Source organism: Peptoniphilus raoultii (genome assembly GCF_900099555.1).
GTDB classification, from domain to species: domain Bacteria; phylum Bacillota; class Clostridia; order Tissierellales; family Peptoniphilaceae; genus Peptoniphilus_A; species Peptoniphilus_A raoultii.
In genome coordinates this window covers 368,812-394,021 of record NZ_FMWM01000002.1, presented here as the reverse complement: position 1 = coordinate 394,021, position 25,210 = coordinate 368,812, and the positions used below count along the sequence as shown (strand labels likewise).

The window sequence follows — 25,210 nt, the reverse complement described above, 5'->3', positions numbered from 1 at the left end:
TACCTACTTTCCAATACAAAATTCACTGAAAACTCTATCTAAAACTTCTTCAGTCGTTATAAGGCCTGTAATTTCTGAAAATTTACTAATAACTTCTTCGAGATTTACTTCAATTAAATCCAAAAATATTTCATTTTCCAGGTCTTTCTTAGTTTCTTCCATAGAACTTAGAGCCTTTGTAAGGGCATTAATATGCCTTATATTATCAATATAAATTTGATCCTTTTGGACAATATCTCCTGCAAAAAACATTTCTCTAATTTTGTCCTCAATTAATTTTATCTTTTTAGGATCAATAACTGAAAGTTTTAGAAAATCTCTATTTCCAATTAATTTTTTAATATCCTCATCTGTAACTTTTTCTTCCAAATCATCTTTATTCATTATGATAATAGACTTTTTATTCTTGATTAAATTTATTATTTTATAGTCATCATCATTAAAATCCTTTGAAATGTCAAAAAGAGTGATTACAAGATCTGCATCCTTAATCTTATCTTTGGCAATTTCAACTCCAATTTTTTCCACCTTATCTTTAGTTTCACGAATCCCTGCCGTGTCGGTTATTTTTAATAAAAGACCATCTAAATCAATATAATCTTCAATTATATCCCTAGTGGTGCCAGGGATGTCAGTAACTATGGCCCTATCATATTTTAGCATGCCATTTAAAAGAGAAGACTTACCTACATTAGGCTTACCTAAAATTACTGTATTTATTCCGTCCCTTAATAACTTTGCTTTTTGTGAATTTTCTAACAAAAATTTCATCTTTTCAATAATTGAATCACATCTTGTCTTTAATTCCTTATAAGTTGCATCTTTGATTTCATCTTCAGGAAAATCTATGTTAGCTACAATTAAAGCCTGCATGCCCACTACTTCATCTTCAATTTTTTTAATTTCTCTTGATATGCTGCCTTTTAACTGGTCCATAGAAATATCAAATGCTGATTCTGTTTTTGATTTTATTAAATCTATCACAGCTTCTGCTTGGGTCAGATCAATTCTTCCATTTAGAAAAGCTCTTTTTGTAAATTCGCCTCTTTCTGCAAGCCTTGCTCCTCTTTTTAAAAGAGCCTTTAAAATTCTTCTTACGGCAACAATTCCTCCATGGCAGTGAATTTCAACAATATCCTCACCACTATAGGAGTGAGGTCCAAGCATTTTAACTGCCAAAACTTCGTCAATAATTTGTCCATCTTCATAAATATGACCATAGACAAATTTCCTATTTTTGCTTTCTTTTAAGGTCTTTTTATTTTTTGCCCTAAAAACTTCATCAGCAATTTTAAGGGCTTCTTCGCCGCTCATTCTCACAATGGAAATTCCAGCTTCGCCAATGGCAGTAGAAATGGCAGCTATTGTATCATAAGTTCCCATAATTCTCCTTCAAATAAAAAGGGACTTAAGTCCAAGTCCCTTAATACTTTCTTTCTTTTTGAATGACAACTTTTCTAAAAGGATCTTTGCCTTCCGAATGAGTTAAAATTCCTTCATAATCTTGAAGACTTTCATGAATAATCTTTCTTTCGTAAGCATTCATAGGTTCAAGTCTTATAGAATGGTTAGTCCTTAAAACTTTAGCTGCCATTTTATTTGCCAATTCTTCTAAGGTTTCTTTTCTTTTTTCTCTGTAACCGCTGGAGTCAAGGCTAACCTTAATATATCTTGAAGCTTTTTTGTTAACAATAAGATTTAAAATATATTGGATGGAATCAAGAGTTGCTCCCCTTTTACCAATAATAATTCCAAGTTTATTTTCATCTCCCATAACATTAATCTTTAAAAGATTTTCTTCAAGAATAGCTTCAATCTCAGCTTCCAAGCCAAGAGAATCTATAATCTTATCTATAAATTCTCTGGCAGTTTTTATAATATTTTCATTTTCATCATCTAAAGAAAGTTCTTTAGATGGTGAAACTTTATTTTCAATTTCTGTGTGAACCGTGGGTTCAACATGGCTCTCCTCTTTTTCAATATCTTCGTTAAATATTTCCTTTAAAATATCTTCTGTTGAATCTTCAATTTTAGTAACTTTTACTGTGGCTTCTTTGTTGCCTATTATGCCCAAAAAACCTTTAGTTCCTTCTTCAAGAACTTCGATTTTTGCTTCATCTCTTGAAATATTTAACTCACTAAGAGCCTCACTTACTGCTTCATCAATATTTTTTCCTGTTTTAATTACGTATTTCATCTGACTCCTCCGCTGACTGTCTTATACTTCTATTAACAAATAATTGTTGGAAAATTGCAAAGATATTTGAAACTGTCCAATATAAAATAAGTTCTGAATGTAGCGATCTACCCATAAAGAAAATCATAATAGGCATCATATACATCATAGTATTCATCATGGACTTTGCTTGATCTTGTCCTGGTCCTTGACTTGTAGTTTTTGTCGTTAAATAAGAAGTCAAAAATGTCGTTGCTGCTGCAAGTAGGGGAAGAATCATAGTCTTGTCAATTTGATCCAAACTTTCAATATAGAAAAAGTTCTTGTTTATAGAATTATAAAATCCCGGCTCTGTAAAAATAAATTTAACCGGTTCGTAAAAACATCTGTAAAACCCTATTAGTACAAATAATTGTACTATTAAAGGAAGACATCCACTTAAGACATTATAATTTGCGTCTTTATAAAGTTTTTGCTGTTTCATCGCAAGAGTTTGTGGGTCGTTTTTGTATTTCTTTTGGAGCTTTTGAAGTTCAGGTTGAAGCTCTGCCATCTTCTTTTGATTTTTCATTTGAGAAAAAGTAATTGGAAGAATTAATAACTTTAAAATTAAAGTTGTAATAATAATAGATAGGGCATAAAAAGAAATACTATCAGGTTCAGCCATAATATTTACAAGGCCATTATAAACCATTCTGATAAACATACCCAAAACGATACTTATTGGTTTTGTCATTTTACCTCCAAATTTTTAGATAAGAGGATCGTAACCGCCCTTGTGAAATGGATTACATCTTAAAATTCTCAAAATAGTTAGGTAAGTTCCCTTAAAGAAGCCATATTTTTTATAGGCCTCGTAAGCATATTGGGAACAAGTTGGTGTAAATCTGCAGTGACTGCCCACTAATATATATTTAGAAATAAATTTTTGATAAAATATAATTAAAAGTATGCAAATTTTACTCATTTAACCACCTTATTTTGCCTTTTTAAAACGTAAAAAAAAGATTTTTTTAGGTCCTCAAAACTTGCAGACGCAGCTTCCTTTTTTAGAACAAAAACATAATCATAAGCATTTGCTATAAGATCATAATTTTCCCTTAAAAGAGCTTTCATCCTTCTTCTCAAAAAATTTCTCTTAACAGCATTTCCAACTTTTTTTGTAGTGGTTATACCAAACCTCTTTTGCTTTAAAGAATTTTTTTTAGTGAAAAGTGTAAGGAGTTTTGAAGAAGAAATTTTTTTGGCCCTATAAATCCTTTGATAATCACTGTCTTTTTTTAATAACGAATTCTTATCCATTTTACTTAAGCTGATAGTCTCTTTCTGCCTTTACTTCTTCTAGCTTTAATTACATTTCTTCCAGCTCTTGTTCTCATTCTTGCACGGAATCCATGTTCTCTTTTTCTTTGTTTGTTTTTTGGTTGAAAAGTTCTCTTCATAATCTCACCTCTTTCTATCCTTAAAATTATATTTATAAATCCCCAATTTGTCAAGAAAATAGACCTTTAAATATGCTAGATATGAACTAAACCTGTTGATAAGTTATGGTTTTTTTGTTAAAATATATGTGGATAAAATTTATATGCTGTTTAAAACTTATAAATTGTTGATAAATAAAGTTATTAACAATTTGTTTATAACTTGTTAACAACTTTATTTTTATTAGTTTTTTTACTTAAATTTACTTATTTTTACTCTCCATACATAAATTTTTTCCATAAAATGTTAATAATTTAAACAAATTATCTACATTTGTGGTTAAAGTTATAAATAAATTTTACCCACAAATCAAAAAATGTTAATAGGAGGCAAGGATATGGAAATTTCTACAATTTGGAATTTATTTTTAAAAGAATTAGAAAAAAAATCCATGTCATCTGTTACATATAATACTTGGTTTTCAAGAATGATACCTAAATCTATTGACTATGAAGAGAAGAAAATTATAATTAGCGTCCCTTCAAAGTTTATTAGGGATTATTTAGCCAACAACAAAAGACATTTAGATCTTATTAAAAAATCACTTTTTGACGTTTCAGGCTATGATTTTGATATCACCATAATTTCGGAAGATGAAGACGAAGGACCTGCTATAAATATTAAGAGAAGTGAATCAAATGAATCAAGGCTCAATCCCAAATATACCTTTGAAAGTTTTGTAGTCGGCAAGAGTAATGAGTTTGCCCATGCAGCATCCCTTGCCGTGGCAGAAAATTATGATGATCCATCTAATGCCTTTTCAAATCCTCTTTTCATCTATGGAGGAGTAGGTCTTGGAAAGACTCACTTAATGCATGCAATTGGTAATTTTATTATGAGTCAGGATCTATCAAAAAAAATATTATATGTGACCAGTGAACAGTTTACAAACGAACTTATATATTCAATACAGACTAATAAAAATGAAGAATTTAGAAATAAATATAGAAAAGTTGACCTGCTGCTGATTGATGATATCCAATTTATAGCTGATAAGGATAGAACTCAAGAGGAATTTTTTCACACCTTTAATGAGCTTCATGAGCAAAATAAACAAATAGTTTTAACTTCAGATAAACCTCCAAAGGAAATTAAATCCTTGGAAGAAAGGCTGATTTCAAGATTTGCTTGGGGTCTTGTTGTTGACATTGGCCAGCCAGACCTTGAAACAAGAATTGCAATTTTAAGATCAAAGGCTGATGCCGAAGGTTTTGAAATTTCTGATGAAGTAATAAACTATATTGCAGAAAATGTAAAAAGTAACATTAGAGAGCTAGAGGGTGCTCTTTCACGAGTCGTAGCCTATTCAAAACTATCTGTAGGCCCAATAAATACTGAAAATGCTGCCATTGTTTTAAATGATATTTTTGAAGCTAAGAAAAAGAAGATTATTAATGCAAATTTTATAAAAAAAGTTGTGTCCAAAGAATATGATATTACAGTAGAAGATTTAAATTCCAAAAAGAGAACAAGACAAATTGCCTTTCCTAGGCAAATTGCCATGTATATTACAAGGGAACTTACTGATTTATCACTACCAAAAATTGGCGAAGAATTTGGCGGAAGAGATCACTCAACTGTTATTCATGCCTATGATAAAATAGAAAAGACTATGAGTGATGATCCAATTTTTAAGATTAAAATAAATGAACTAATTAATAAAATTAAGACCTAGTGGATAAAATTTAATATATTAAAAACTTATCCACAAGTTATTAAAGGTGAATAAAATAATAATCCCAAATATTTTAGGGTCTTATCAACATATTAACAGGCCCTACTACTATTACTACTTTATATACTCTATTAGGAGGAAAAGAGAAAATGAAAATAAAAGTTAATAGAGCTGAACTTGCTAAACATATTTTTATAGTACAAAGAGCAATATCAGCAAGGACAACAATGCAAATACTTGAAGGTATACTTATAAGGTGCGATAATAATCTTATAAATTTAACAGCAACAGATACTGAAATTTCTATTATTTCAAAGATGACTGCTCTAGTAGAAGAAGAAGGAGAAATTGTTGTTAATGGCAGATTATTTGGAAACATCATTAGAAAATTAAATGCTAATGATGTATATATAAAAGTAGAAAATTATAATATGAATATAAAATGTGGCAGTTCTGAATTTAATATTTCTTGTCAAAAGGCAGATGAATATCCAGAACTTCCGAAAATTGAGGAAGACAAGACCATTAACTTTACAAAAAATGAAATAAAAGAAGCCATAAGAAAGACTTCTTTTGCAGTTTCTCTTGATGAAACAAGGATTGCTTTTACTGGGGTTTACCTTGACTTTAAAAAGGATTATATAAATTTTGTGGCCCTTGATGGTTTTAGACTTGCTATAAAAAAACTATATAAATCTATTGATTTTGAAGGTTCAGCAATTGTTCCAGCAAGGTCTTTTAATGAACTTGTAAAGATTTTAGAAGATGGTAAAGAAGATTTAAAGGTAAAACTTTCTCACAATCATATAGTCTTTCTTTTAGAAGATACAGTATTTTATTCCAGCCTTATAAGTGGTGATTTTTTCCCCTATGAAAATCTTTTAAAGGGCAAGTATAAAATTAAAGCTGAAGTAATAAAATCAGACTTTCAAAATGCAGTTGAAAGGGCATCACTTCTTGCAAAGGAAGATAAGGCAAATTTAATTGAAATAAATATTAAAGATAATGAAATTTTTATAGATTCAAATTCTGAAATAGGGAATGTTCATGAGATTATTCCATGTTCCCAAACAAAAGAAGAACTTAGAATTGCCTTTAATTCAAAATATATATTAGATGGAATTAAGGTAATGGACACAGAAAAAATTCTTTTAAACTTTTTTGATTCAGTAACACCTTGCATAATTAATGAAGATGGAAATGACGACTATATTTATTTAGTCCTTCCAGTAAGGCTGGCAAGTTAAATGGAAAAGATGGTAAAAATAAATTCTGACTTTATAAAACTTGATTCTTTTTTAAAATTTGTAGGAGCTGTAAATAGCGGAGGCGAGGCAAAAATTTTTATAAAAGATGGAAAAGTTAAGGTCAATGGAAATATTGAATGCCAAAGGGGCAAAAAACTCCATAAGGATGACTGTGTGGAGTTTAATGGAAATAAATATATATTAGGTGACCAATGAAATTAAAATTTATAAGGCTCTATAACTTTAGAAATTACCTGAATTTTGAAATAAGTCCCCATGAAAATATAAATATTTTTTATGGAAAAAATGCCTCAGGAAAGACAAATTTATTGGAAGCAATTTATATGTCAATTAAGGGTCAAACATTTAAAAATGCAGGGGATAGTGAACTTATAAATTTTAATAATAATGAAACAAGTATTTATAGTCTTTATGAAAATCTATCCTACTTTGATGAATATAGGATTGAAATTTCAAGGGAGACCTTTAAAAAATACTATGTAAATGATGAAAGAAAAAATTCTAAAGAATATAGAAAAAATAAGTATTTAGTATTTTTTTCACCTGATCATTTAAATATAATAAAAAATTCGCCCTATGACAGAAGAAAATTTTTAAATGACTCTATTTCAAATTTTGATTTTTCCTATGAATATTATTTAGGTATTTATAGAAAAATTTTAATGGAAAGAAATAAACTTTTAAAAATTTCAAAAAATTTGGCTCTTTTGGAAATCTATGACAGGGAACTTGCTAAAAATGGGGCAAAAATTATTATTTCAAGGCTTAAAGCCATAAAAAAATTAAATGAATATGCCCTAATTCACTATAAAAATTTGACTAAGGGTGAGCTTTTAAAGACTACCTATCTTTCAACAGTTCCCCTTACAAACGATGAAGAAGAATTAAGAAAAAATCTTTATTCCTATCTAAAAGAAAACCAAAAAAAAGATTTAGAAAAAAAATTTACTTGCATAGGCCCTCATAGGGATGACATAGAATTTAAAATAGATGGAAAAAATGTAAAAAATTTTGGGTCTCAAGGAGAGCAAAGGTCTGTTGTTCTTGCCTTAAAATTAGCTGAATGTGACCTTATAAGTTCTTTATCAAGAAATAGGCCTATACTTTTACTGGATGATGTTTTTTCAGAAATTGACAATGAAAGATCAGTTTACTTACTTAATTCCATAAAAAATAGACAGACTTTTATTACAACAACAAACATAAAAACTTATTTTAAAAATAGCAATGCAAAATATTTTGATATAGAAAATTTGATTGAGAATAGGAGATAAAATGGCAAATACAAGACATTATGGTGCAGAGGATATACAAGTTTTAAAGGGTCTTGAACCTGTAAGAAAAAGACCCGGAATGTATATTGGATCAACAGGTTCTAGGGGACTTCATCATTTAGTTTATGAAGTGCTTGACAATTCTATTGACGAAGCCTTGGCGGGAATTTGTGACCATATACAAATAGTAATTGAAAAAGATGGTAGTGTCTGCGTTATTGATAACGGATCGGGTATACCTGTTGAAATTCACCCTGAAACTGGCAAATCAACAGTTGAAACTGTTCTAACAATCCTTCATGCAGGTGGAAAATTTGATAACAAGGCCTATAAGGTCAGCGGTGGACTTCACGGTGTTGGGATATCTGTTGTAAATGCCCTTTCAAAGCTTTTAATTGCAAGAGTTCAGAGAAATGGAAAAATTTATGAACAAAAATTTGAAAGAGGCAAGGCAATTTCCGAATTAAAAGTTATTGGAGAAACTGAAAAAGATGACACAGGAACATCAATTACCTTTATTCCAGATGAAGAAATTTTTGATACTGTTGAATTTTCTTTTGACATACTTTCAAAGAGATTTAGAGAAATGGCCTTTTTAAATAAGGGCATAAAAATAGAATTTATTGACAATAGGACGGATAAAAAAGAACTTTACCATTATGAAGGTGGAATAAAATCCTTTGTTTCCTTTATTAATGAGGAAAAAAAATTTAATCCTCTTCATGACGATATTATTTATATTGATGAAGTACGTGAAAATACAGCAATTGAAGTTGCCATTCAATATACAAATTCTTATCAAGAAACAGTTTTAACTTTTGCTAATAATATTAATACTGAAGAAGGTGGAACTCACCTTTCAGGATTTAGGTCAGCTATTACAAAATCTATAAATGACTACGGCAGAAAATATAATTTTATAAAAGAAAAGGAAGAAAATCTTTCAGGAGATGACGTAAGAGAAGGGATAACTGCAGTTATTTCTGTTAAACTTCCAAATCCTCAGTTTGAAGGCCAAACAAAGGCAAAACTAGGCAATTCTGAAACAAAGGGAGTTGTTGATTCAACTGTCTATGAAAGGCTTTCAACTTATTTAGAAGAAAATCCAAAAATTGCAAAAATTATTTTAGATAAGGCTTTGGCAGCAAGGCGTGCAAGAGATGCAGCAAGAAGAGCTCGCGAAATTTCTAGAGCTAAAAATAATTTAGATATGACTTTACCTGGAAAATTAGCCGACTGTCAAGAAATTGGTGAGGATGAAAGTGAAATTTTCCTTGTCGAAGGTAATTCAGCGGGAGGTACTGCAAAAGACGGCAGAAATCCAGTTCATCAAGCAATTTTACCCCTTCGTGGTAAAATTATGAACGTTGAAAAGGCAAATGAAGCAAAGATGCTTGATTCATCTGAAATTAAGGCAATGATCACAGCCTTTGGAACAGGATATGGAGAAAATTTTAATATTGAAAATTTAAGATATAATAAAATAATAATTATGACAGATGCCGATGTTGATGGTGCCCACATTATGACATTACTTTTAACATTTTTCTTTAGATTTATGAGACCTTTAATTGAAGAAGGTCATATCTATGTGGCCCAAGCTCCACTTTATGGACTTGAAAAAAATTCAAAAATTTTGAGATACTGCCACAATGAAGAGGAATTAAAATTGGCCTTAAATGAACATAAAAATGAAAAGAATGTAAATATAAAAAGATATAAGGGTCTTGGAGAAATGAATGCAGAGCAGCTTTGGGAAACTACAATGAATCCTGACAATAGACTTCTTTTAAGAGTAAATATAAATGATTTTGAAGAAACGGATTCAACTTTTAATATTCTTATGGGCCAAGATGTAAAACCAAGACGAGAATTTATTAGCGAAAATGCACAGTATGCTGATTATATAGATGCATAGGAGGAAGTATGACTGACACAAAAAAATTTGAAAATGGAATATTTGATGTAGATATAAATAAAAAAATGAGGTCATCTTACCTTGACTATTCAATGTCTGTAATTGTTGCAAGGGCCCTTCCAGATGTTCGTGACGGTTTAAAACCAGTTCACAGAAGAATTTTATATGGTATGAGCGAACTTGGCCTTGCTTCAAATGGCTCCTATAAAAAATCAGCAAGACTTGTTGGGGATGTAATGGGTAAGTATCACCCCCATGGTGACTCTTCAATTTATGATGCAACAGTTAGACTTGCTCAAAATTTTAATATGCGTTATCCACTAGTTGATGGCCAAGGAAACTTTGGTAATATTGACGGAGATGGTGCTGCAGCCATGCGTTACACAGAAGTTAAAATGACAAAAATGGCTGAAGAAATGCTAAGGGATATTAATAAGGATACAGTTGATTTTGTACCAAATTTTGATAATGACCAAACAGAGCCTGTTGTTTTGCCTGCAAGATTTCCAAATCTTTTAGTAAATGGATCATCAGGTATTGCAGTAGGTATGGCAACGAATATGCCACCTCACAATATGAATGAAATTATTGATGGTGTTGTAAAATATATTGACAATGATGAAGTAACTATAAAGGAACTTGAAGAAATAATAAAGGGGCCTGATTTTCCGACAGGAGCTCAAATTATGGGCAGGGAAGGAATTGATAAGGCCTACAGGACAGGCAGGGGAAAAATAAAAATTAGGGCTGTCTGTGAAATTGAAGAATCAAAAAAGAATAGGGATAGAATTATTATTACAGAACTTCCCTATCAAGTAAATAAATCAGCCTTAGTTATGAAAATAGCAGAACTAACCAAAGAAAAAACCATTGAAGGTATAACAAAAATAACAGACTCTTCAACAAAAAGAGGCATAAGAATAATAATAGATTTAAAAAGAGATGCTAATGCTCAGGTTATTTTAAATAAATTATACAAGGAAACTCAAATGGAAGTAACTTTTGGCATAATTAATCTTGCCCTTGTTAATGGTGAGCCTAAAGTTTTAAATTTAAAACAGCTTATAAGATATTATGTGGACCACCAAGTTGAAGTAATCACAAGAAGAACTCAATATGATCTAAACAAAGCTGAAAAAAGAGCTCATATTATTGAAGGACTTTTCATTGCCCTTGATAATATTGACAAGGTTATAAAAATAATTAGAGGGTCAAAAGATGATAGCGAAGTTAAGGAAAAATTATTAAAGGAATTTGGCTTAACAGATGAACAGTCTCAAGCAATTCTTGATATGAGACTAAGAAGATTAACAGGACTTGAAAGAGAAAAACTTCAAAGTGAATATGACAAGTTAATTGAAGACATTAAGAGATATAAAAATATTCTTGAAAATAATTCAGTTTTAATGGATTTAATAAAAACTGAACTTTTAGAAATAAAAGATAAGTATGGAGATTTAAGAAAAACTGTTATTTCAGCTGACGCATCAGATATTGAACTTGAAGACGTTATTAAGGAAGAAGATGTTGTTATAACTCTTACAAATATGGGCTATATAAAGAGGATGCCTGAAGGAACTTATAAGCCTCAAAAACGTGGAGGCAAGGGAATTACTGCTCTTTCTCAAAAGGAAGATGACTTTGTAAATGACCTTTTTGTAACTTCAACTCACGATAGGCTATTATTCTTTACAAATCTTGGAAAAGTTTATATCTTAAGGGCCTTTGAAATTCCAGAAGCAAGTAGAAGTTCAAAGGGCATGGCTCTTGTAAATCTTTTAAATCTTTCTAAGGGAGAATTTGTAACATCAGTAATTAATTCAAGAGAATATGATCCTGAACTTTATCTTTTAATGATTACGGAAAAGGGACTAATTAAGAAAACGTCTAATAAAGAATTTAAAAATATTAGAAAAAACGGACTTATAGGCATAAGCCTAAGAGATAAGGACCAATTAATTTCAGTTCACATTGTTAAGGGTGATGAGGAAATTATGCTTGTAACGAAAAATGGTAAGGCTATAAGATTTCCTATTGATTCAATAAGACCATCAGGCAGAAATGCTATGGGAGTAAAGACCATAAGTCTTTCAAAAGATGATATAATAGTTTCATCAGATCTTACAAATGAAGGTAAATATTTACTAACAGTTTCTGAAAATGGTTATGGCAAATTGACAGAACTTGAAGAATATAGATCTCAAAGCCGTGGTGGCAAGGGACTTATAACTTATAAAGTAACTAATAAAACAGGTTTTGTAACAGCTGGACGCATAGTAAATAAGTCTGATGATCTAATGCTTATAGCTGATTCAGGAATAATTATAAGATTATTGATTGAAGATATTTCTGTAAATGGAAGAAATACTCAAGGTGTTAAACTTATGAATGTTAAGGATTCAAAGATAGTAGCCATAACAAAATATATTGGCGATTAAGGAGGGAAAATGGATTTTAAAGTTGATTCTAAAGTAGAAGAAGACTCATTAATTTTAAGTCTTTTTGGAGAATTAGATGTCTATTCCACACCAAAATTTAAAGAAGAAGTAAAAAGTGCCTATGAAGAAAATAAATTGAATATTATTTTAGATTGCAAAAATTTGGAATATATGGATTCCACTGGTCTTGGTTCTTTAATTTATCTTTTAAAAATTGTTAATGAAGACAATAAAAAAATATCCATAAAAAATTTAAGCAAACAAATCCTAAAGCTTTTTAAAATAACAAAACTTGATGAGATTTTTGAAATTATGGTGGATTAAATGGAAAGAATAATTTATAACATACCAAATAATGCCAAATATTTTTCATCAGTAAGGCTTGTTGTAGGCTCAATATTAAATACCCTAATGCTGGACATTGAAGAAATAGAGGATATGAAAATAGCAGTAACGGAATGTCTTAATATATGTTTAGGACTTTGCCTGTCTCCGGAAATAAACATTAATTTTTCTATAGATTCTGACAAAATTGATATTAAGATTTCAAATATTGATTCAGATCTTTTAGAAAATTTTGATGACCTAAGACTTTCCCTTACTATAATTAAGTGTCTTGTAGATGAAACTCATTTTAATGAAATGAGCATCCATATAGTTAAAAATTTGTGATGCTTATGAATATACAACAATATCGTAATTTAAATAGAAAACTTACAAAAGAAGAGAGAAAAGAATTATTTAATGAATATTATGAAAATAGGGATCCTGATCTTAGAAATATTTTAATTGAAGAATACCTCTATATAGCAGAAATTCTTTCTAAAAAATATACAAATAGGGGCATAGATTACGACGACATCTTTCAAATCGCTTCAATTGGTCTTATCTATGCCGTTGACAGATATGATCCCACAAAAGGTTTTGAATTTTCATCCTTTGCAACGCCAACAATTATTGGAGAAATAAAAAAATATTTTAGGGACAAGGGCTGGACTATTAGAGTTCCCAGAAGAATTCAGGAGCTATCTAAAAAAATAATGCTTGCAAAAACAAAGCTCTCCCAAACCTATCAAAGAACTCCAACTATTGAAGAAATTGCAAATTACTTAAATGCAAGCCAAGAAGAGATTATAGAATCTATGGAGGCTTCAAAAGTTTATTCTCCTCAATCCCTTGATCTTGTTTACGATTCTAATGATGATAAGGAAATATCCTTTGCAGATTTAATTGGAGAAGAGGAAGAATATTTTGAAAAAATTGAACTTAAGGACTTTATAACAAAGTCCATGGAAGATTTAAACGAAGTAGAAAAGACAATTTTAATAGATAGATATTTTAATAAAAAGACTCAAGTTGTTATAGCAAAAAAATTAAATATATCACAAATGACAGTTTCGAGAATTGAAAAGAAAGTTTTAGAAAAAATGAGGAAAGAAATAGAAAAGTCAATGGAGGTATAATGAACTATAATAAATATGTAAGCTTTTTATACAAAATTGTAAAAATTTTTGAAATAGTTATATCAATCCTTTTAATTATTGGGGTAATAATTGCCATTCCCGATATTTTTAAGTATTTTTGGGAAATTTTAGTTTCAAATGAAATGAGATCCTACATCCTATTTCAAAAAGTCCTATCTCACATTCTCATTCTTGTAATTGCAGTTGAATTTTTAGTCTTAATGACAGCTCATAGGGACACTAATATTGTCCACTTAATTTTACTTGTAATAACAAGAAAAATGATGGTCTATTCTGATAATATGATAGATCTTTTAGTGGCAACAATTGCAATTTCAATTTTATTCTTTGTAAGAAAATATTTAATGGATATAGAACTTGAAAGTCCATTAAATGGCAAAAAAGACGAATTTTTTGCTTCTACAGAAATAGAAAAGATAAATAAAAAATATAACTTTAATATTAACTATAAGGATTTTCATACCTTGGGAGGATATGTATATTCTCTTTTAGAAAGAGATCATCTTCCCGTTGAAGTAAACCAAGTTGTCAGTGACGATTCCTATATCTATACAGTATTAAAGGCGAATAATGGTTTAATAGAAAGTGTTTCTATAGAAAAAGCATAAAAAAAGCTACGAAAAAAATCGTAGCTTTCTTTTTTTAAAAATTTATCCTTCAATAGAAGCCTTGTAATTTTCTTCAATAGAAAAATCTAAGGTCTTAGTAAATTCTTCATCACTTTGACTAGCATTTAATCCTTCTGTTAAGGCTCTTGAATAGGAAGCGATAAGGTCTTTATTTTTTGCTAATTTTGCATTTGCATCTTTTCTTGAATAGCCGCCTGAAAGGGCAACAACTCTTATAGTATTTTTATAATTATAAAGGTCATGATAAAAATTAGCTTCTTCTGGAAGACTTAATTTAAACATTAAAGGATAATCAAATTTAAAGGCTTCAAGTTCTTCAAGTAAATATTTCTTTAAAACTTTTTCAATTTCTGCCTTGTCCTTGGAATGGATATCAATTTCAGGTTCAATTATTGGAACAAATCCCTTAGATCCTATTTTATCAGCATATTCAAATTGCTGTCTAACAATTTTTTTAATTGCTTCAGGATTATTTTCCCTTATAAGGGATCTCATTTTTGTGCCAAAAATATTTCTTTCTCTGGCATTTTCTAAAAGTTCATCTAAATGTTTAAAGGGCTTCATTAGCTGAACTCCATCTTTTTCTTCATCAAGACCTTCGTCAACTTTTAAAAATGGGACAATTCCCTTTTCTTCCCAAAGATAATCTCCAGTATATTTATCATCAACTTTTGAATTCATAGTAACCTTAAATAAAATTGCTGCTAAAATTTTTTCACTTGTAAAGGCACTATTTGTGATAATTCTCTTTCTCATTTCGTGCACAAGTTTAAACATTTCTTCTTCATTTGAATATGCGTCTTCTCCAATGCCATAATTTTTTAGAGCCTTAGGAGTAGAACCGCCGCTTTGGTCAAGGGCAGCTACAAAACCCTTGTCATTTTTCATTCTTTCTAACTGTTTAGTATTCATAAATCCCTCCATTATTAAGTAAATTATATAATAAAGGAGTCTATAAAACAAATTAATAAAATATGGTAAAATAAAAATTTGAAAGATGAATATAATAAAATTAACTATAAATATTTGGAGGTTATCTTGTTTTATTATGCAGTAAAAATTGGAAAAAATCCTGGCATCTACAAAACTTGGGACGAATGCAAAAAAGAAGTAATAGGTTTTAAGGGTTCTGTCTACAAAAAGTTTTCAAATTTAGAGGATGCTGAAAATTTTGTAAATAATGAAAGTAGGCTTATAAATGAAAATAAGGACTTAAAAATTAATGAGGATGAATTTATTGCCTATGTTGACGGATCTTATAGAAATAATGATAAGTCTTTTTCTTATGGGGTATATATTTTTAATAAGAGGGAAGATTATTCTTTTTCTAAAAGATTTTATAAGGAAGATTCATCAATGAGAAATGTCCTTGGTGAAATTAGGGGAGCAATAAAAGCTATGGACTTTGCTTTAGAAAAAGGAAAAAAAAAGCTCTATCTTTATTATGACTATGAAGGAATAGCCGCATGGCCCTTGGAAAATTGGACTGCAAATAAAAAGGCGACAATTTCTTATAGGGACTATTATAAAAAAATTAAGGATAAGCTTGAGGTGGTTTTTATTAAGGTGAAGTCACACAGCGGCGTTAAATATAATGAATTAGTTGATAAACTAGCTAAGGAGGCAAAATGAGAAAATCGTGGAATGAATATTTTATGGAAATTACACAGCTCGTTGCTGAAAGATCAACTTGTGACAGGGCTTTTGTGGGCTGTGTACTTGTAAATAAGGACAATAGAATTGTTTCAACAGGTTATAATGGCACGGCATCCGGAAATCCTCACTGCATTGATGTGGGCCATAGAATGCGTGATGGCCACTGCATTGCCACAATTCATGCAGAAATTAACGCTCTTTTATATTGTGCCAAAGAAGGGATTGCCGTTAAGGGAGCAAAATGTTATGTAACTCATTTCCCCTGTCTTAACTGTACTAAGGCCCTTATTCAGGCAGGAATAACTTCTATTTATTATCATGAGGCCTATAGAGTTGATGATTATTGCTTAGAGCTTTTAGAGAAAAATAATATAATCCTAAAAAAAATTTAGGAGGAAAAAAATGAAAAAATTTTTAAATGAGTTTAAAGATTTTATAGCAAGAGGAAATGTAATTGACATGGCAGTTGGTGTAATTATTGGAGGTGCTTTTGGAAAAATTATTGCCTCTCTAGTAGATAATATACTTATGCCCCTAATAGGAATTTTAATTGGCGGAGTTAGTTTTGAAAGCCTAAGCATAACAGTTGGAACTGCAGAAGTTACCTATGGAGTCTTTTTACAAAACCTAATGGACTTTTTAATTATTGCACTTGTAATATTTATTTTTATTAAACAAATTGCAAAAGTTCAAAATAAATTTAAAAAGGAAGAAATTCCTGAAGTTACAGAAAAAACTTGCCCCTACTGTTTTAGTCAAATTCCTGTAAAGGCAACTAGATGCCCTCACTGTACTTCAGAAATTGTAGATAAATAATGCCAAAATACGGTTTAGTTTTAGAAGGCGGAGGAGCCAGAGGTTCTTACGAAGTGGGAGCCTATCTTGCCCTAGTAGAAATGGGTTTTAAATTTGATGCAATAGTGGGCACAAGTATTGGTGCCTTAAATGCAGCCCTTTTTGCTGGAGGAGATGCTTACAAGTGCTTAAAGGCTTGGAGATCACTTGATCTTGAATTTTTTAATAAAAATATTGCCATTTCAAATAAAAAATTCAAAGAAGAGGACTTTATTGAAATTATAAAGAACAAAGTAAAGGAAGTTGGTAGAAAAATTACTGACATTGGTATATCTCCAAAACCTTTATTTGATGTTGTTGAAAGTCTTGTCGATGAAGATAAGATAAGAAATAGTGAAGTTTCCTATGGCCTATGCACAGTAAATTTAAGTGATTTTAAAATTGAAAAATTATTTGCAGAGGATATTGAAGAGGGCAAATTAAAAAACTACATTATTGCATCTTGTTATCTGCCAATTTTTAAAATGTATCCCCTTGATGGAAAATATTACTTAGATGGGGGTTTTGCATCCCAAGCTCCAATTGATATGGTAACAGGAAAAAATCTGACTCCAATTGTTATAAGACTTAGAAACACACCTTCAAGAGATAATCTAAAGGATGCAAAATATATAATAAGTCCCAAAAAATCTTTAGGCGGACTTATGGATTTTGATCCTGACAAAAGTTACAAAATTATTCGCCTTGGCTATTTTGATGCTTATAAGGAAATTGAAGGTCTTAAAGGTGATGACTATTATATTAGACAAATCCCTGAAGAGGACTCCCTAAAATATATTTACCAACTTTTGAAAAATGAGGCAAAGAAAAATAATAGCCTTATAATGAAATATGTTGTGGAAAAACTAATACCTGATTTGGCAGATGAATTTAACTTAAAAGATTTTTATGACTATAGGGACATTTTATATAAACTTTTAGAAAGAGAAGCAAAGAAAAAGAGAATTGAAGAACTTAGGATTTATGATGTGGAAGAATTAGTAGGAGAAATTTTAAATGAGTAATTTTAAGGAAGAAATAAGAGCAATAGAAAATAAATTAAAAGGTAAAAAATCTCTTCCCATAGACATTAAAAATTATTTTTCTCTTCTTATTCCCCTTATAAATATTAATGGATCTCCCCACCTGCTTTTTGAAAATAGAGCCATGACTTTAAGAAATCAGCCAGGCGAAGTTTCCTTTCCTGGAGGAAAAATTGAAAAAGGTGAAAGCCCAAGGGAAGCTGCCATTAGAGAAAGCTGTGAGGAACTTTTAATTGATCGGAATAAGATAAAAATCCTAGGAAAAGGCAACTACTTAGTAAATCCCTATAGGGCAATAATTTATTCCCACATAGGTCTTCTTGATCTTGATTTTGAAAAAATTTCTCCCTATCCAGGGGAAGTTGAATCAATTTTTACAATTCCCCTTTCATTTTTTATGAAAGAAAAGCCTAGCCGTTATACAATGAAGGTAAATTTATTAAGAGATGATAATTTTCCTTATGAATTAATTATGGGCGGCAAAAATTATAAATGGCAAAGGGCAGATGAAGAAGTTTATTTCTATACCTATGGAAAGAATATAGTTTGGGGACTTACAGCCAAAATGACCTATAATTTCGTAAAGAATTTACAGGAAAAAAATTAAAAATTTATTTGTAACAAAACTGTAATATTGGAAAGCAAATGTCTAATTTTAGCGATTAAACCTTTGCTTTTCTTTTTTCATTAAATGAAATAAGGAGTGAAAAGCCCATTATGACAAAGGTTACAAAAGAGTTACAAAAAATTTGACAAGTTGGCCTCCATAATTTATACTTATAAAAGTAAAAGATTACAAAATAGTAACAATTACTATTTAGGAGGTTTTAAGTTGAAGAAAAATAAAAAAAGGAACAGCTATTTTAAAATCCTTACAGTAGCTATGTTTCTTATATCACTACTTACAATGGGTTTCTCAACTATCCTTGGTAAAAATATTATATTGATTAGAAATGGAGAGGCTACAGAAATCTTTACTTATTCAAGAACTGTAGAAGAGGTCTTAAAAGAAGAAAATATAAAACTTAAAGACAACGAAGAATTAAGCACAGATAAAAAAGATGAAGTTTATGACGGCATGGAAATTAAAATTGCCGAAGTTAAGACTTATAAAATTTTAGATGGAAAAAAATCTTACACCAAGCTTTCTAATGGAGCATCAGTTGCCGAGGTTTTAAGTAATTTAGGCATAAAAGTTGGTAAGCTGGATAGGGTAAATCCAAGCCTTGATACTGCAACAGATAAGGCTGTAAATATGGAAATTACCATTCAAAGAGTAAGAGAAGAAAACCTATCTGAAGAAAGTGAAATTGTCTTTAAAAAGACAATTAAAGAAAATTCTGATCTTGAAAGAGGTAATGAAAATATAATTACAAAAGGAGAAAATGGCTTAAGAGAAGATAAGATTAAAGAAACTTATGTCAACGATGAGCTTGAGTCAAGAGAAGTAATAGAATCAAGTATTATTAAAGAACCCGTTAATGAAATTGTAGAAGTAGGAACTAAAGAAGTTAAGGAAAGCCCCAAAGGCGACATATCTGGAAGATGCATAACAATGGAAGCAACAGCCTATGATTATAGTGCAGGAAATGTAACAGCCCTAGGAACCCAAGTTAGGGTTGGAGCCGTTGCAGTAGATCCAAATGTCATTCCCCTAGGCTCAAAACTATATATTGAAAGCACAGATTCATGGCCTTCATATGGCTATGCAGTTGCAGAAGATACAGGTGGAGCAATTAAGGGAAATAGAATTGATTTATTCTTTACAAGTTCTGAAACTTCAAATAATTTTGGCAGAAGAACTGTTAAAGTTTATGTATTAGACAAATAATTATAAAGAAAAGCAGATTATTAGGCTGCTTTCAGACTGATGATAAAGTAGGTGTGAAAAATAAAAATCATACCTACTTTTTTTACATATAGATAGCTAAAAATAGGTCAAGAACAAATGATAGCAAAAGAATTTCGTGGATTTATATAAACCAACATGATCCGATTAGCAAAAATGGACCTATTTTTATAAAATCATTAATTAGTATTTTAAAAAATCTAAATTTAATAAAAATATTTATGTGATATATATTTATGTATTTTTAGATTGCGTGAAAATTTAAAAAAGAGGGACTATCCATTGCGGCTTGTCATTCTTTACTGATATTTTTAGGCTCTATGTCAAATATTGGGGAGGCTTGATAATATCGGGTCTCTTCTTTTATGTAAAAATGAATATATAGAGGCAAATAATAATCCTAAGGGGAAATAAATAAAAAACTACTAAAAATAAACATAGCAAATAAAACCCCTAGGGGTTTTGCGAAATTTTTCCTGTTTTTTGTCACTACTTACAAGCAAACATAATTCTTTTTCTAAATAAATTAAAATTTTTCATACCAAAGCAATTTCTCTTTAAAGTCTTTATCTTAGTATGTGTGCCTTCAAGAGGACCATTAGACCAAGGATAATCAAAAGAATTACATATTTCATCAAACCAGTTATTAAAAGCAGTTATACAAGATTTAAATTCACTTAAATTAGATTCTTCGGCTCTTTTTATCCATTCTCTTAAAGATTTAGCTGCTCTAACTCTACTGGGTTGAGTAAGAACATATTGGTAAAACAGTTCCTTTAACCTATATGCCAATTTTAAATCTTCACTAATATTAAGCATTAGAGAAACATCTTCAGCTTGATCAGTTGTTAGCTTAGAAGCAGGCTTTGTAAGTAGACTCCTACTTCTCTTAAAATATTTTCTAAGCTTAGAAGAAATATCTTTTTGAATCCTCTTTCTAACATTCTCCAAAGCCCATGAAACTTGCCTAATGAAATGATACCTGTCAACAATATGGATAGACTTCTTAAAGAACCTATTCTTAACAGACTTAAAGGTATTAGACATATCACTTACAAAAAACTTAACAGCTTGTCTCTCCTTGTTAGGAACTTTTTTAAAGTAGCTGAACAAAAAATTCATATCTCTAGTAGGTAAAATATTAATGATAGAGTGTTTAGCTCCATTTAGAAGTGATGTTTGGTACTTAATATTTCCACTATCCCCTTTAAATTCATCTATACAAAGGACTTCAGAAAGCTTATCTCTCGAAACACTTAAACAATTTAAAATTCTAAAAACAGTGTTAGTAGAAACATTATACCTTTTAGCAATAGATGAGATAGAGTAGAGCTCATCAAACTCAGCAACAATAGCAAAAACAAGTCTATTAGTCATAGTATGACCCTTAGCAATAAAATTAAGTTCTCTTTCAAAACGACAGCCACAAGACTTGCAATCATACCTTGTTTTCTTTAAATGAATAAGACATTTCTTTCCACGAATGTGAGTATCCTTAATCTTTTGAATTCTATGATCATGAACCCAAATCTTTTTAGAACCACAGTGAGGACAAGCATTCATCTTTTTAACAGACGCATGAACATAAACAAAGTCATTATCCTCGTCAAAGCTATCAAAAACTACATCTTTAAAACCTAACAAATTAATGTTATTATTATTTTGCACTTATATGCACCTCCTAGCTTTGTTTGTTGTTATTTTAAGTTTAGGATTAAATGCGTATAAGTGCAAATTTTTTTCATAATAATATCTGTTAGAGATTTACTCCCCAACAGATATTATAGAGCCTATTTTTAAATATATAATCACAAAATACTTGCTATTTTTTAAAGAGATGCCTATAATTTAATTGCAATTATATAAAATAGGAGATGATTCCATTGGGAAATTAAAAAATATCTGTTTGAATATTTATAAAATTTTTAGGAGGAGTTATTATGAAAAAAGAGATAGTTTAAAAAGAGTTAGTTTTATATTAGTATTAAGTTTGTTGTTATCCCTTATGAATACCTTTGCATACTCAAGTAGAAATATTGATCCCTTACCATTAAATATTAACAATAATGTTTTATTAAGGGATAATCGATATTATTATACTATAAGTCATGATAATGAAAGGAATTATATAATGACTATAAGTGAAGATGAAGCGAGAAATGAGAAAATTTATGAGGATGCCATAAAGCTATATGCAACAACCGTTTTAGGAGTTTATGGTGCAACATTTAGTGCTTTTGTTGGATTTGTAATGCTTTTTTATAATGGATATAATTCAGCTGGAGATTATTATATAACGAAGTCAACTTGCAAAAGAATTAGGCATGATAGGCTAACTGGAGAAGAAAAGGTTGTAGATATTGGAAACGGATTTGAAATTTCCCATAGTGGAGTAACTAGGTCTGGAGATTTTTGGTATTAATGAAAAAGAATAAAAAAAATATTTATGTATCTGATGCATACTTGAGCGTCTTTTCGATTATTTATTTAATTTGCATGGATTATATAACTGTAAAATATCTTAATTCAAGTCCTAAATATTTTATAATTTTTTATATAATCTTTTTTGGGCATAAAATATATTTTAAAGATTACTACAAAACTCACACAAGTTTATCTTTAACTTTATATTTTGTATCTATGTTTATATTAATTACAATCGGATTTAAAATTCATTTTTTTGAGATAATATCTAATGAAAGAAGTAGAGGGCTATTTAATATTTCATATTTTTTTATGTCTGTATCAGTAACATCTATCATAGATGACTTATATAATATTTATAAAGATAAGAATTGGGAAAGTATGGAAAAATAGGTTCTTATAAAAGAAACTTAGACTGATGAAAAAGTAGGTGTGAAAAATAAAAATCACACCTACTTTTTTTACATATAGATGGCTAAAAACAAGTCTTTAGACTGTTTTTTTATTAAATTACTATCTTGCCTTTAGGACAAAATTATTTTTATAGTCATCATAGGAAGCTAAAACAATTTTATTTAGCATTATTAGACCAATAATATTTGGTACAACCATTAGAGAATTGAAAAAATCTGCTAAATTCCAGACAAGATCAATGGATTGGCTAGAGCCAATTATTATAAAGGCCATAACAAGAAATCTATATATGTTTAATTTTTCCTTGCCAAAAAGATAAATTACATTTGTTTCTCCAAAATAATACCAGCCGATAATTGTTGAAAAGGCAAAAAATGTTAGGCAAATTGTTAGTAGTGCTCCACCATAGTGACCAAAGGCTTTTGTAAAAGCAAATTGCGTAACTAAAGCACCATTAAGACCTGAAGATTCAGCTCCTGTTACTAAAATAATTAGGCTTGTGGCAGTGCAGACAATAATTGTGTCAAAGAAAACACCAACCATTGCTGAAAAGCCTTGAATGGCAGGATGGGCAACATGAGCTGTTGCGTGAGCATGAGGTGTAGAACCCATGCCGGCTTCATTAGAAAAAAGTCCTCTGCCAACACCCTTTGAAATAGCAGCCTTTAAAGTAATACCAAGACCACCACCAAGAGCAGCCTTAGGATTGAAAGCTGATTCAAAAATAAGTTTTATTGTTGGAAAAATATTTTCCCTAAATTTGAAAATAATAATAAGGGAAAGACCAATATATATAATTGCCATAAAGGGAACAATTAATTGGGCAAATTTTGCAATCCTCTTAATACCTCCAATAAAAATAAAAGCACCAATAAGAGCAATAATAATTCCTGAAATATAGGTTGAAATATTAAAAGAAGATTCAATGGCAGTTGCAATAGAATTTGACTGAACCATATTTCCTATAAAGCCAAGGGCAATAATTATAAGAACAGAAAAAATTCCGGCAAGTGTCCTTCCAAGTTTTGGATATTTTTTTCCAAGGCCATTTTTTAAATAAAAGGAAGGGCCGCCATAATAGTGACCCTTTTCGTCAATTTCCCTATAGCTTTGGGCAAGAATAGCTTCAGCAAAAATTGTAGACATACCTAAAATTGCTGCAAGCCACATCCAAAAAATTGCTCCAGGGCCTCCTGCAATAATTGCAGTTGCAACTCCTGCCACATTTCCCGTTCCAACCTGAGCAGCAATGGCAACAGCAAGAGCTGAAAAAGAAGATATGCCCTTTTCATTTTTCTTAAAGACATCCTTAAAAGTCAGCCTAAAGGCATTTCCTAGTTCCCTAAATTGAACCCCCTTGGTTTTTATGGTAAAAAAACTTCCACATCCCAAGAGGGAAACAATTAAAATAATGTCAGATAAAAATCCATTTATTTTTACTATAAGTTCGTTTAAAAAATCCATTTCTTCCCTCCTTAGATTTTGTATTCTATTGTAACTAATATTTAAAATCATTTCAATAGTTTAGCTGAAGAAGATATTTATATTTTTAAGGTCTTTAAAAATTCTTTTAAAAATTTTCATTTTATCATATTGCAAGAGGCCTTTTATCCCTTATAATATATATAGGATACGAAAAGGTGATTAAATGAAATTATTAGACAATGATCTTATAAATAGATATATATATTATTTATGCCGTTATATTCCCTACGATAAAAAAGAAAATGCCAAAGATGAAGTTTTGAAAATTTTAGAAGAAAATTTGTCTGAGGATTATGATGACAAGGATATTAAAACTGAATTAAATAAATTGGGCAATCCCTATGAAATTGGCCTTAAATATAATAGTAAGGGAAATTTCTTTTTAAGTGGAAAAAATTATGAAATTTTTCATTCACTTGTATATTTATTGGGTATTTCTGCCCTTATAGCTATGACCTTATTTTTCTTCAACTATTTTTCCAAACTTTCTAAGGGAAATATTTTTGAACTTATAAAGACTTTTGTGGTAACTATTATTTTATTTTCTATCTTTCCCTCATGGGTAGCTGAAAAGGTTAAGACCACAAAAATTTTAAGAACACTTATGGAGCCATGGACTGTTGATGACTTATTTGAATCAAAGGCATTGAAACAGTCGCCCTATAATCTTTTAAAAATTATTGCTTATGGTTCTATGTTTTTTCTCCTCCAGCTATATATGAAGACTTCAAACATTCAAAAGACAACTTATTATATAATTCTATCACTATTTTTTCTAAATATTTTAAGGGACTGCCTTAAAATTTCAGAAGATTCTCAGGTTTCAAATGTCTTTTATGTGGCCTTTATTATTGATCTTCTAACTATAGTTGTCTTTGCCATGCTATTAAGGGTTGCAATTCCAAATTTATTTTCCATTAGGATTATAATTTTTGTAAACTTTTTAGACATGGCATTAATGGGAAGGGACTTAATAAAAAATAGAAATATTATTAATCTTAGAAAAAAAAGAAGACGTGAAAAAATAAATAAGAAATAAAAATTATGTTAAATTTATTTTTAAATGATGACAAAATAAGATATTAAAAATATTTTAATATTAAGAATTTAAATCAAATTTTTAATATTAAATATTTATAAATTAAAAAACCGGGCATTAAC

The 25,210-nt window shown here is 29.9% G+C and carries 27 protein-coding genes; 18 read left to right on the top strand and 9 right to left on the bottom strand.

The genetic code is table 11. The features are described 5' to 3' along the window. Window positions 1–3: 3 nt before the first annotated feature. Genes mnmE through rpmH form a run of 6 tightly spaced genes read right to left on the bottom strand, consistent with a single transcriptional unit; the run spans window position 4 to window position 3,618 of the window. Window positions 4–1,383 (bottom strand): tRNA uridine-5-carboxymethylaminomethyl(34) synthesis GTPase MnmE, encoded by a 1,380-nt coding sequence (gene mnmE / locus BQ4446_RS01855; protein ID WP_071026165.1) that lies wholly within the window; start codon window positions 1,381–1,383, stop codon window positions 4–6. 40 nt (window positions 1,384–1,423) lie between these two features. Beyond that, window positions 1,424–2,197 (bottom strand): RNA-binding cell elongation regulator Jag/EloR, encoded by a 774-nt coding sequence (jag, locus tag BQ4446_RS01850; protein ID WP_071026163.1) that lies wholly within the window; start codon window positions 2,195–2,197, stop codon window positions 1,424–1,426. Then, window positions 2,181–2,912: a YidC/Oxa1 family membrane protein insertase gene (locus BQ4446_RS01845; protein WP_071026162.1), complete on the bottom strand. Its 732-nt coding sequence runs from the start codon at window positions 2,910–2,912 to the stop codon at window positions 2,181–2,183. Before BQ4446_RS01845 ends, jag begins: the two co-directional genes overlap by 17 nt. Window positions 2,913–2,927: 15 nt before the next feature. After that, window positions 2,928–3,143, bottom strand: coding sequence for a membrane protein insertion efficiency factor YidD (gene yidD, locus BQ4446_RS01840; protein WP_071026160.1), 216 nt, complete (start codon window positions 3,141–3,143; stop codon window positions 2,928–2,930). Continuing rightward, window positions 3,140–3,478, bottom strand: a complete 339-nt coding sequence (gene rnpA, locus BQ4446_RS01835; RefSeq protein WP_071026158.1) for a ribonuclease P protein component — start codon at window positions 3,476–3,478, stop codon at window positions 3,140–3,142. The genes yidD and rnpA overlap by 4 nt, the downstream gene beginning before the upstream one ends. 5 nt (window positions 3,479–3,483) lie before the next feature. After that, window positions 3,484–3,618, bottom strand: coding sequence for a 50S ribosomal protein L34 (gene rpmH / locus BQ4446_RS01830; RefSeq protein ID WP_071026157.1), 135 nt, complete (start codon window positions 3,616–3,618; stop codon window positions 3,484–3,486). Between the two features lie 377 nt (window positions 3,619–3,995). Here rpmH and dnaA point away from each other — a divergent pair, with 377 nt between their 5' ends. The 10 genes from dnaA (at window position 3,996) to BQ4446_RS01780 (ending at window position 14,323) form a co-directional block, all read left to right on the top strand. Continuing rightward, complete coding sequence (dnaA, locus tag BQ4446_RS01825) at window positions 3,996–5,333, top strand: chromosomal replication initiator protein DnaA (RefSeq protein WP_135100574.1); 1,338 nt, start codon at window positions 3,996–3,998, stop codon at window positions 5,331–5,333. 149 nt (window positions 5,334–5,482) lie between these two features. After that, window positions 5,483–6,580, top strand: coding sequence for a DNA polymerase III subunit beta (gene dnaN, locus BQ4446_RS01820; RefSeq protein ID WP_071026153.1), 1,098 nt, complete (start codon window positions 5,483–5,485; stop codon window positions 6,578–6,580). Next, on the top strand, window positions 6,581–6,796 hold the full coding sequence (locus BQ4446_RS01815; RefSeq protein WP_071026151.1) for an RNA-binding S4 domain-containing protein: 216 nt from the start codon (window positions 6,581–6,583) through the stop codon (window positions 6,794–6,796). Next, entirely contained in the window at window positions 6,793–7,875 is a 1,083-nt protein-coding gene (gene recF / locus BQ4446_RS01810; protein WP_071026149.1) for a DNA replication/repair protein RecF, read from the top strand. The genes BQ4446_RS01815 and recF overlap by 4 nt, the downstream gene beginning before the upstream one ends. 1 nt (window position 7,876) lies before the next feature. Continuing rightward, entirely contained in the window at window positions 7,877–9,793 is a 1,917-nt protein-coding gene (gyrB, locus tag BQ4446_RS01805) for a DNA topoisomerase (ATP-hydrolyzing) subunit B (RefSeq protein ID WP_071026147.1), read from the top strand. A gap of 8 nt (window positions 9,794–9,801) precedes the next feature. After that, window positions 9,802–12,231 (top strand): DNA gyrase subunit A, encoded by a 2,430-nt coding sequence (gene gyrA, locus BQ4446_RS01800; protein WP_071026145.1) that lies wholly within the window; start codon window positions 9,802–9,804, stop codon window positions 12,229–12,231. Window positions 12,232–12,240: 9 nt separating this feature from the next. Continuing rightward, a complete protein-coding gene (locus tag BQ4446_RS01795; protein ID WP_071026143.1) occupies window positions 12,241–12,555 on the top strand; it encodes an STAS domain-containing protein in 315 nt (104 codons plus the stop codon). After that, window positions 12,556–12,903, top strand: a complete 348-nt coding sequence (locus tag BQ4446_RS01790) for an ATP-binding protein (protein WP_071026142.1) — start codon at window positions 12,556–12,558, stop codon at window positions 12,901–12,903. Window positions 12,904–12,908: 5 nt separating this feature from the next. After that, complete coding sequence (locus BQ4446_RS01785; RefSeq protein WP_071026141.1) at window positions 12,909–13,694, top strand: SigB/SigF/SigG family RNA polymerase sigma factor; 786 nt, start codon at window positions 12,909–12,911, stop codon at window positions 13,692–13,694. Next, window positions 13,694–14,323, top strand: coding sequence for a transporter associated domain-containing protein (locus tag BQ4446_RS01780; RefSeq protein WP_071026139.1), 630 nt, complete (start codon window positions 13,694–13,696; stop codon window positions 14,321–14,323). Before BQ4446_RS01785 ends, BQ4446_RS01780 begins: the two co-directional genes overlap by 1 nt. Window positions 14,324–14,365: 42 nt before the next feature. Here BQ4446_RS01780 and BQ4446_RS01775 read toward each other — a convergent pair whose 3' ends face one another. Beyond that, window positions 14,366–15,256: a fructose bisphosphate aldolase gene (locus BQ4446_RS01775; protein WP_071026137.1), complete on the bottom strand. Its 891-nt coding sequence runs from the start codon at window positions 15,254–15,256 to the stop codon at window positions 14,366–14,368. A 126-nt stretch (window positions 15,257–15,382) separates the two neighbouring features. On the opposite strand from BQ4446_RS01775, the gene BQ4446_RS01770 reads away from it, so the two are divergent. The 6 genes from BQ4446_RS01770 (at window position 15,383) to BQ4446_RS01745 (ending at window position 19,708) form a co-directional block, all read left to right on the top strand. Next, complete coding sequence (locus tag BQ4446_RS01770) at window positions 15,383–15,976, top strand: ribonuclease H1 domain-containing protein (RefSeq protein ID WP_071026135.1); 594 nt, start codon at window positions 15,383–15,385, stop codon at window positions 15,974–15,976. After that, window positions 15,973–16,392, top strand: coding sequence for a deoxycytidylate deaminase (locus tag BQ4446_RS01765; protein ID WP_071026133.1), 420 nt, complete (start codon window positions 15,973–15,975; stop codon window positions 16,390–16,392). The genes BQ4446_RS01770 and BQ4446_RS01765 overlap by 4 nt, the downstream gene beginning before the upstream one ends. A gap of 10 nt (window positions 16,393–16,402) precedes the next feature. After that, on the top strand, window positions 16,403–16,816 hold the full coding sequence (mscL, locus tag BQ4446_RS01760) for a large conductance mechanosensitive channel protein MscL (protein ID WP_071026132.1): 414 nt from the start codon (window positions 16,403–16,405) through the stop codon (window positions 16,814–16,816). Continuing rightward, window positions 16,816–17,859, top strand: coding sequence for a patatin-like phospholipase family protein (locus BQ4446_RS01755; protein WP_071026130.1), 1,044 nt, complete (start codon window positions 16,816–16,818; stop codon window positions 17,857–17,859). Before mscL ends, BQ4446_RS01755 begins: the two co-directional genes overlap by 1 nt. Further along, window positions 17,852–18,484 (top strand): NUDIX hydrolase, encoded by a 633-nt coding sequence (locus BQ4446_RS01750; protein ID WP_071026128.1) that lies wholly within the window; start codon window positions 17,852–17,854, stop codon window positions 18,482–18,484. Before BQ4446_RS01755 ends, BQ4446_RS01750 begins: the two co-directional genes overlap by 8 nt. Before the next feature lie 225 nt (window positions 18,485–18,709). Then, window positions 18,710–19,708, top strand: coding sequence for a 3D domain-containing protein (locus BQ4446_RS01745; RefSeq protein ID WP_071026126.1), 999 nt, complete (start codon window positions 18,710–18,712; stop codon window positions 19,706–19,708). Between the two features lie 507 nt (window positions 19,709–20,215). On the opposite strand, the gene BQ4446_RS01740 is transcribed toward BQ4446_RS01745, so the two are convergent. After that, a complete protein-coding gene (locus BQ4446_RS01740) occupies window positions 20,216–21,394 on the bottom strand; it encodes an ISL3 family transposase (RefSeq protein WP_071026124.1) in 1,179 nt (392 codons plus the stop codon). Window positions 21,395–21,857: 463 nt separating this feature from the next. Here BQ4446_RS01740 and BQ4446_RS08205 point away from each other — a divergent pair, with 463 nt between their 5' ends. Beyond that, window positions 21,858–22,148 (top strand): hypothetical protein, encoded by a 291-nt coding sequence (locus BQ4446_RS08205; protein WP_135100573.1) that lies wholly within the window; start codon window positions 21,858–21,860, stop codon window positions 22,146–22,148. Window positions 22,149–22,663: 515 nt separating this feature from the next. On the opposite strand, the gene BQ4446_RS01725 is transcribed toward BQ4446_RS08205, so the two are convergent. Beyond that, window positions 22,664–24,028: an alanine/glycine:cation symporter family protein gene (locus BQ4446_RS01725; RefSeq protein WP_071026118.1), complete on the bottom strand. Its 1,365-nt coding sequence runs from the start codon at window positions 24,026–24,028 to the stop codon at window positions 22,664–22,666. Window positions 24,029–24,212: 184 nt separating this feature from the next. On the opposite strand from BQ4446_RS01725, the gene BQ4446_RS01720 reads away from it, so the two are divergent. Further along, window positions 24,213–25,088 (top strand): hypothetical protein, encoded by an 876-nt coding sequence (locus BQ4446_RS01720; RefSeq protein ID WP_071026116.1) that lies wholly within the window; start codon window positions 24,213–24,215, stop codon window positions 25,086–25,088. Window positions 25,089–25,210: the final 122 nt, after the last annotated feature.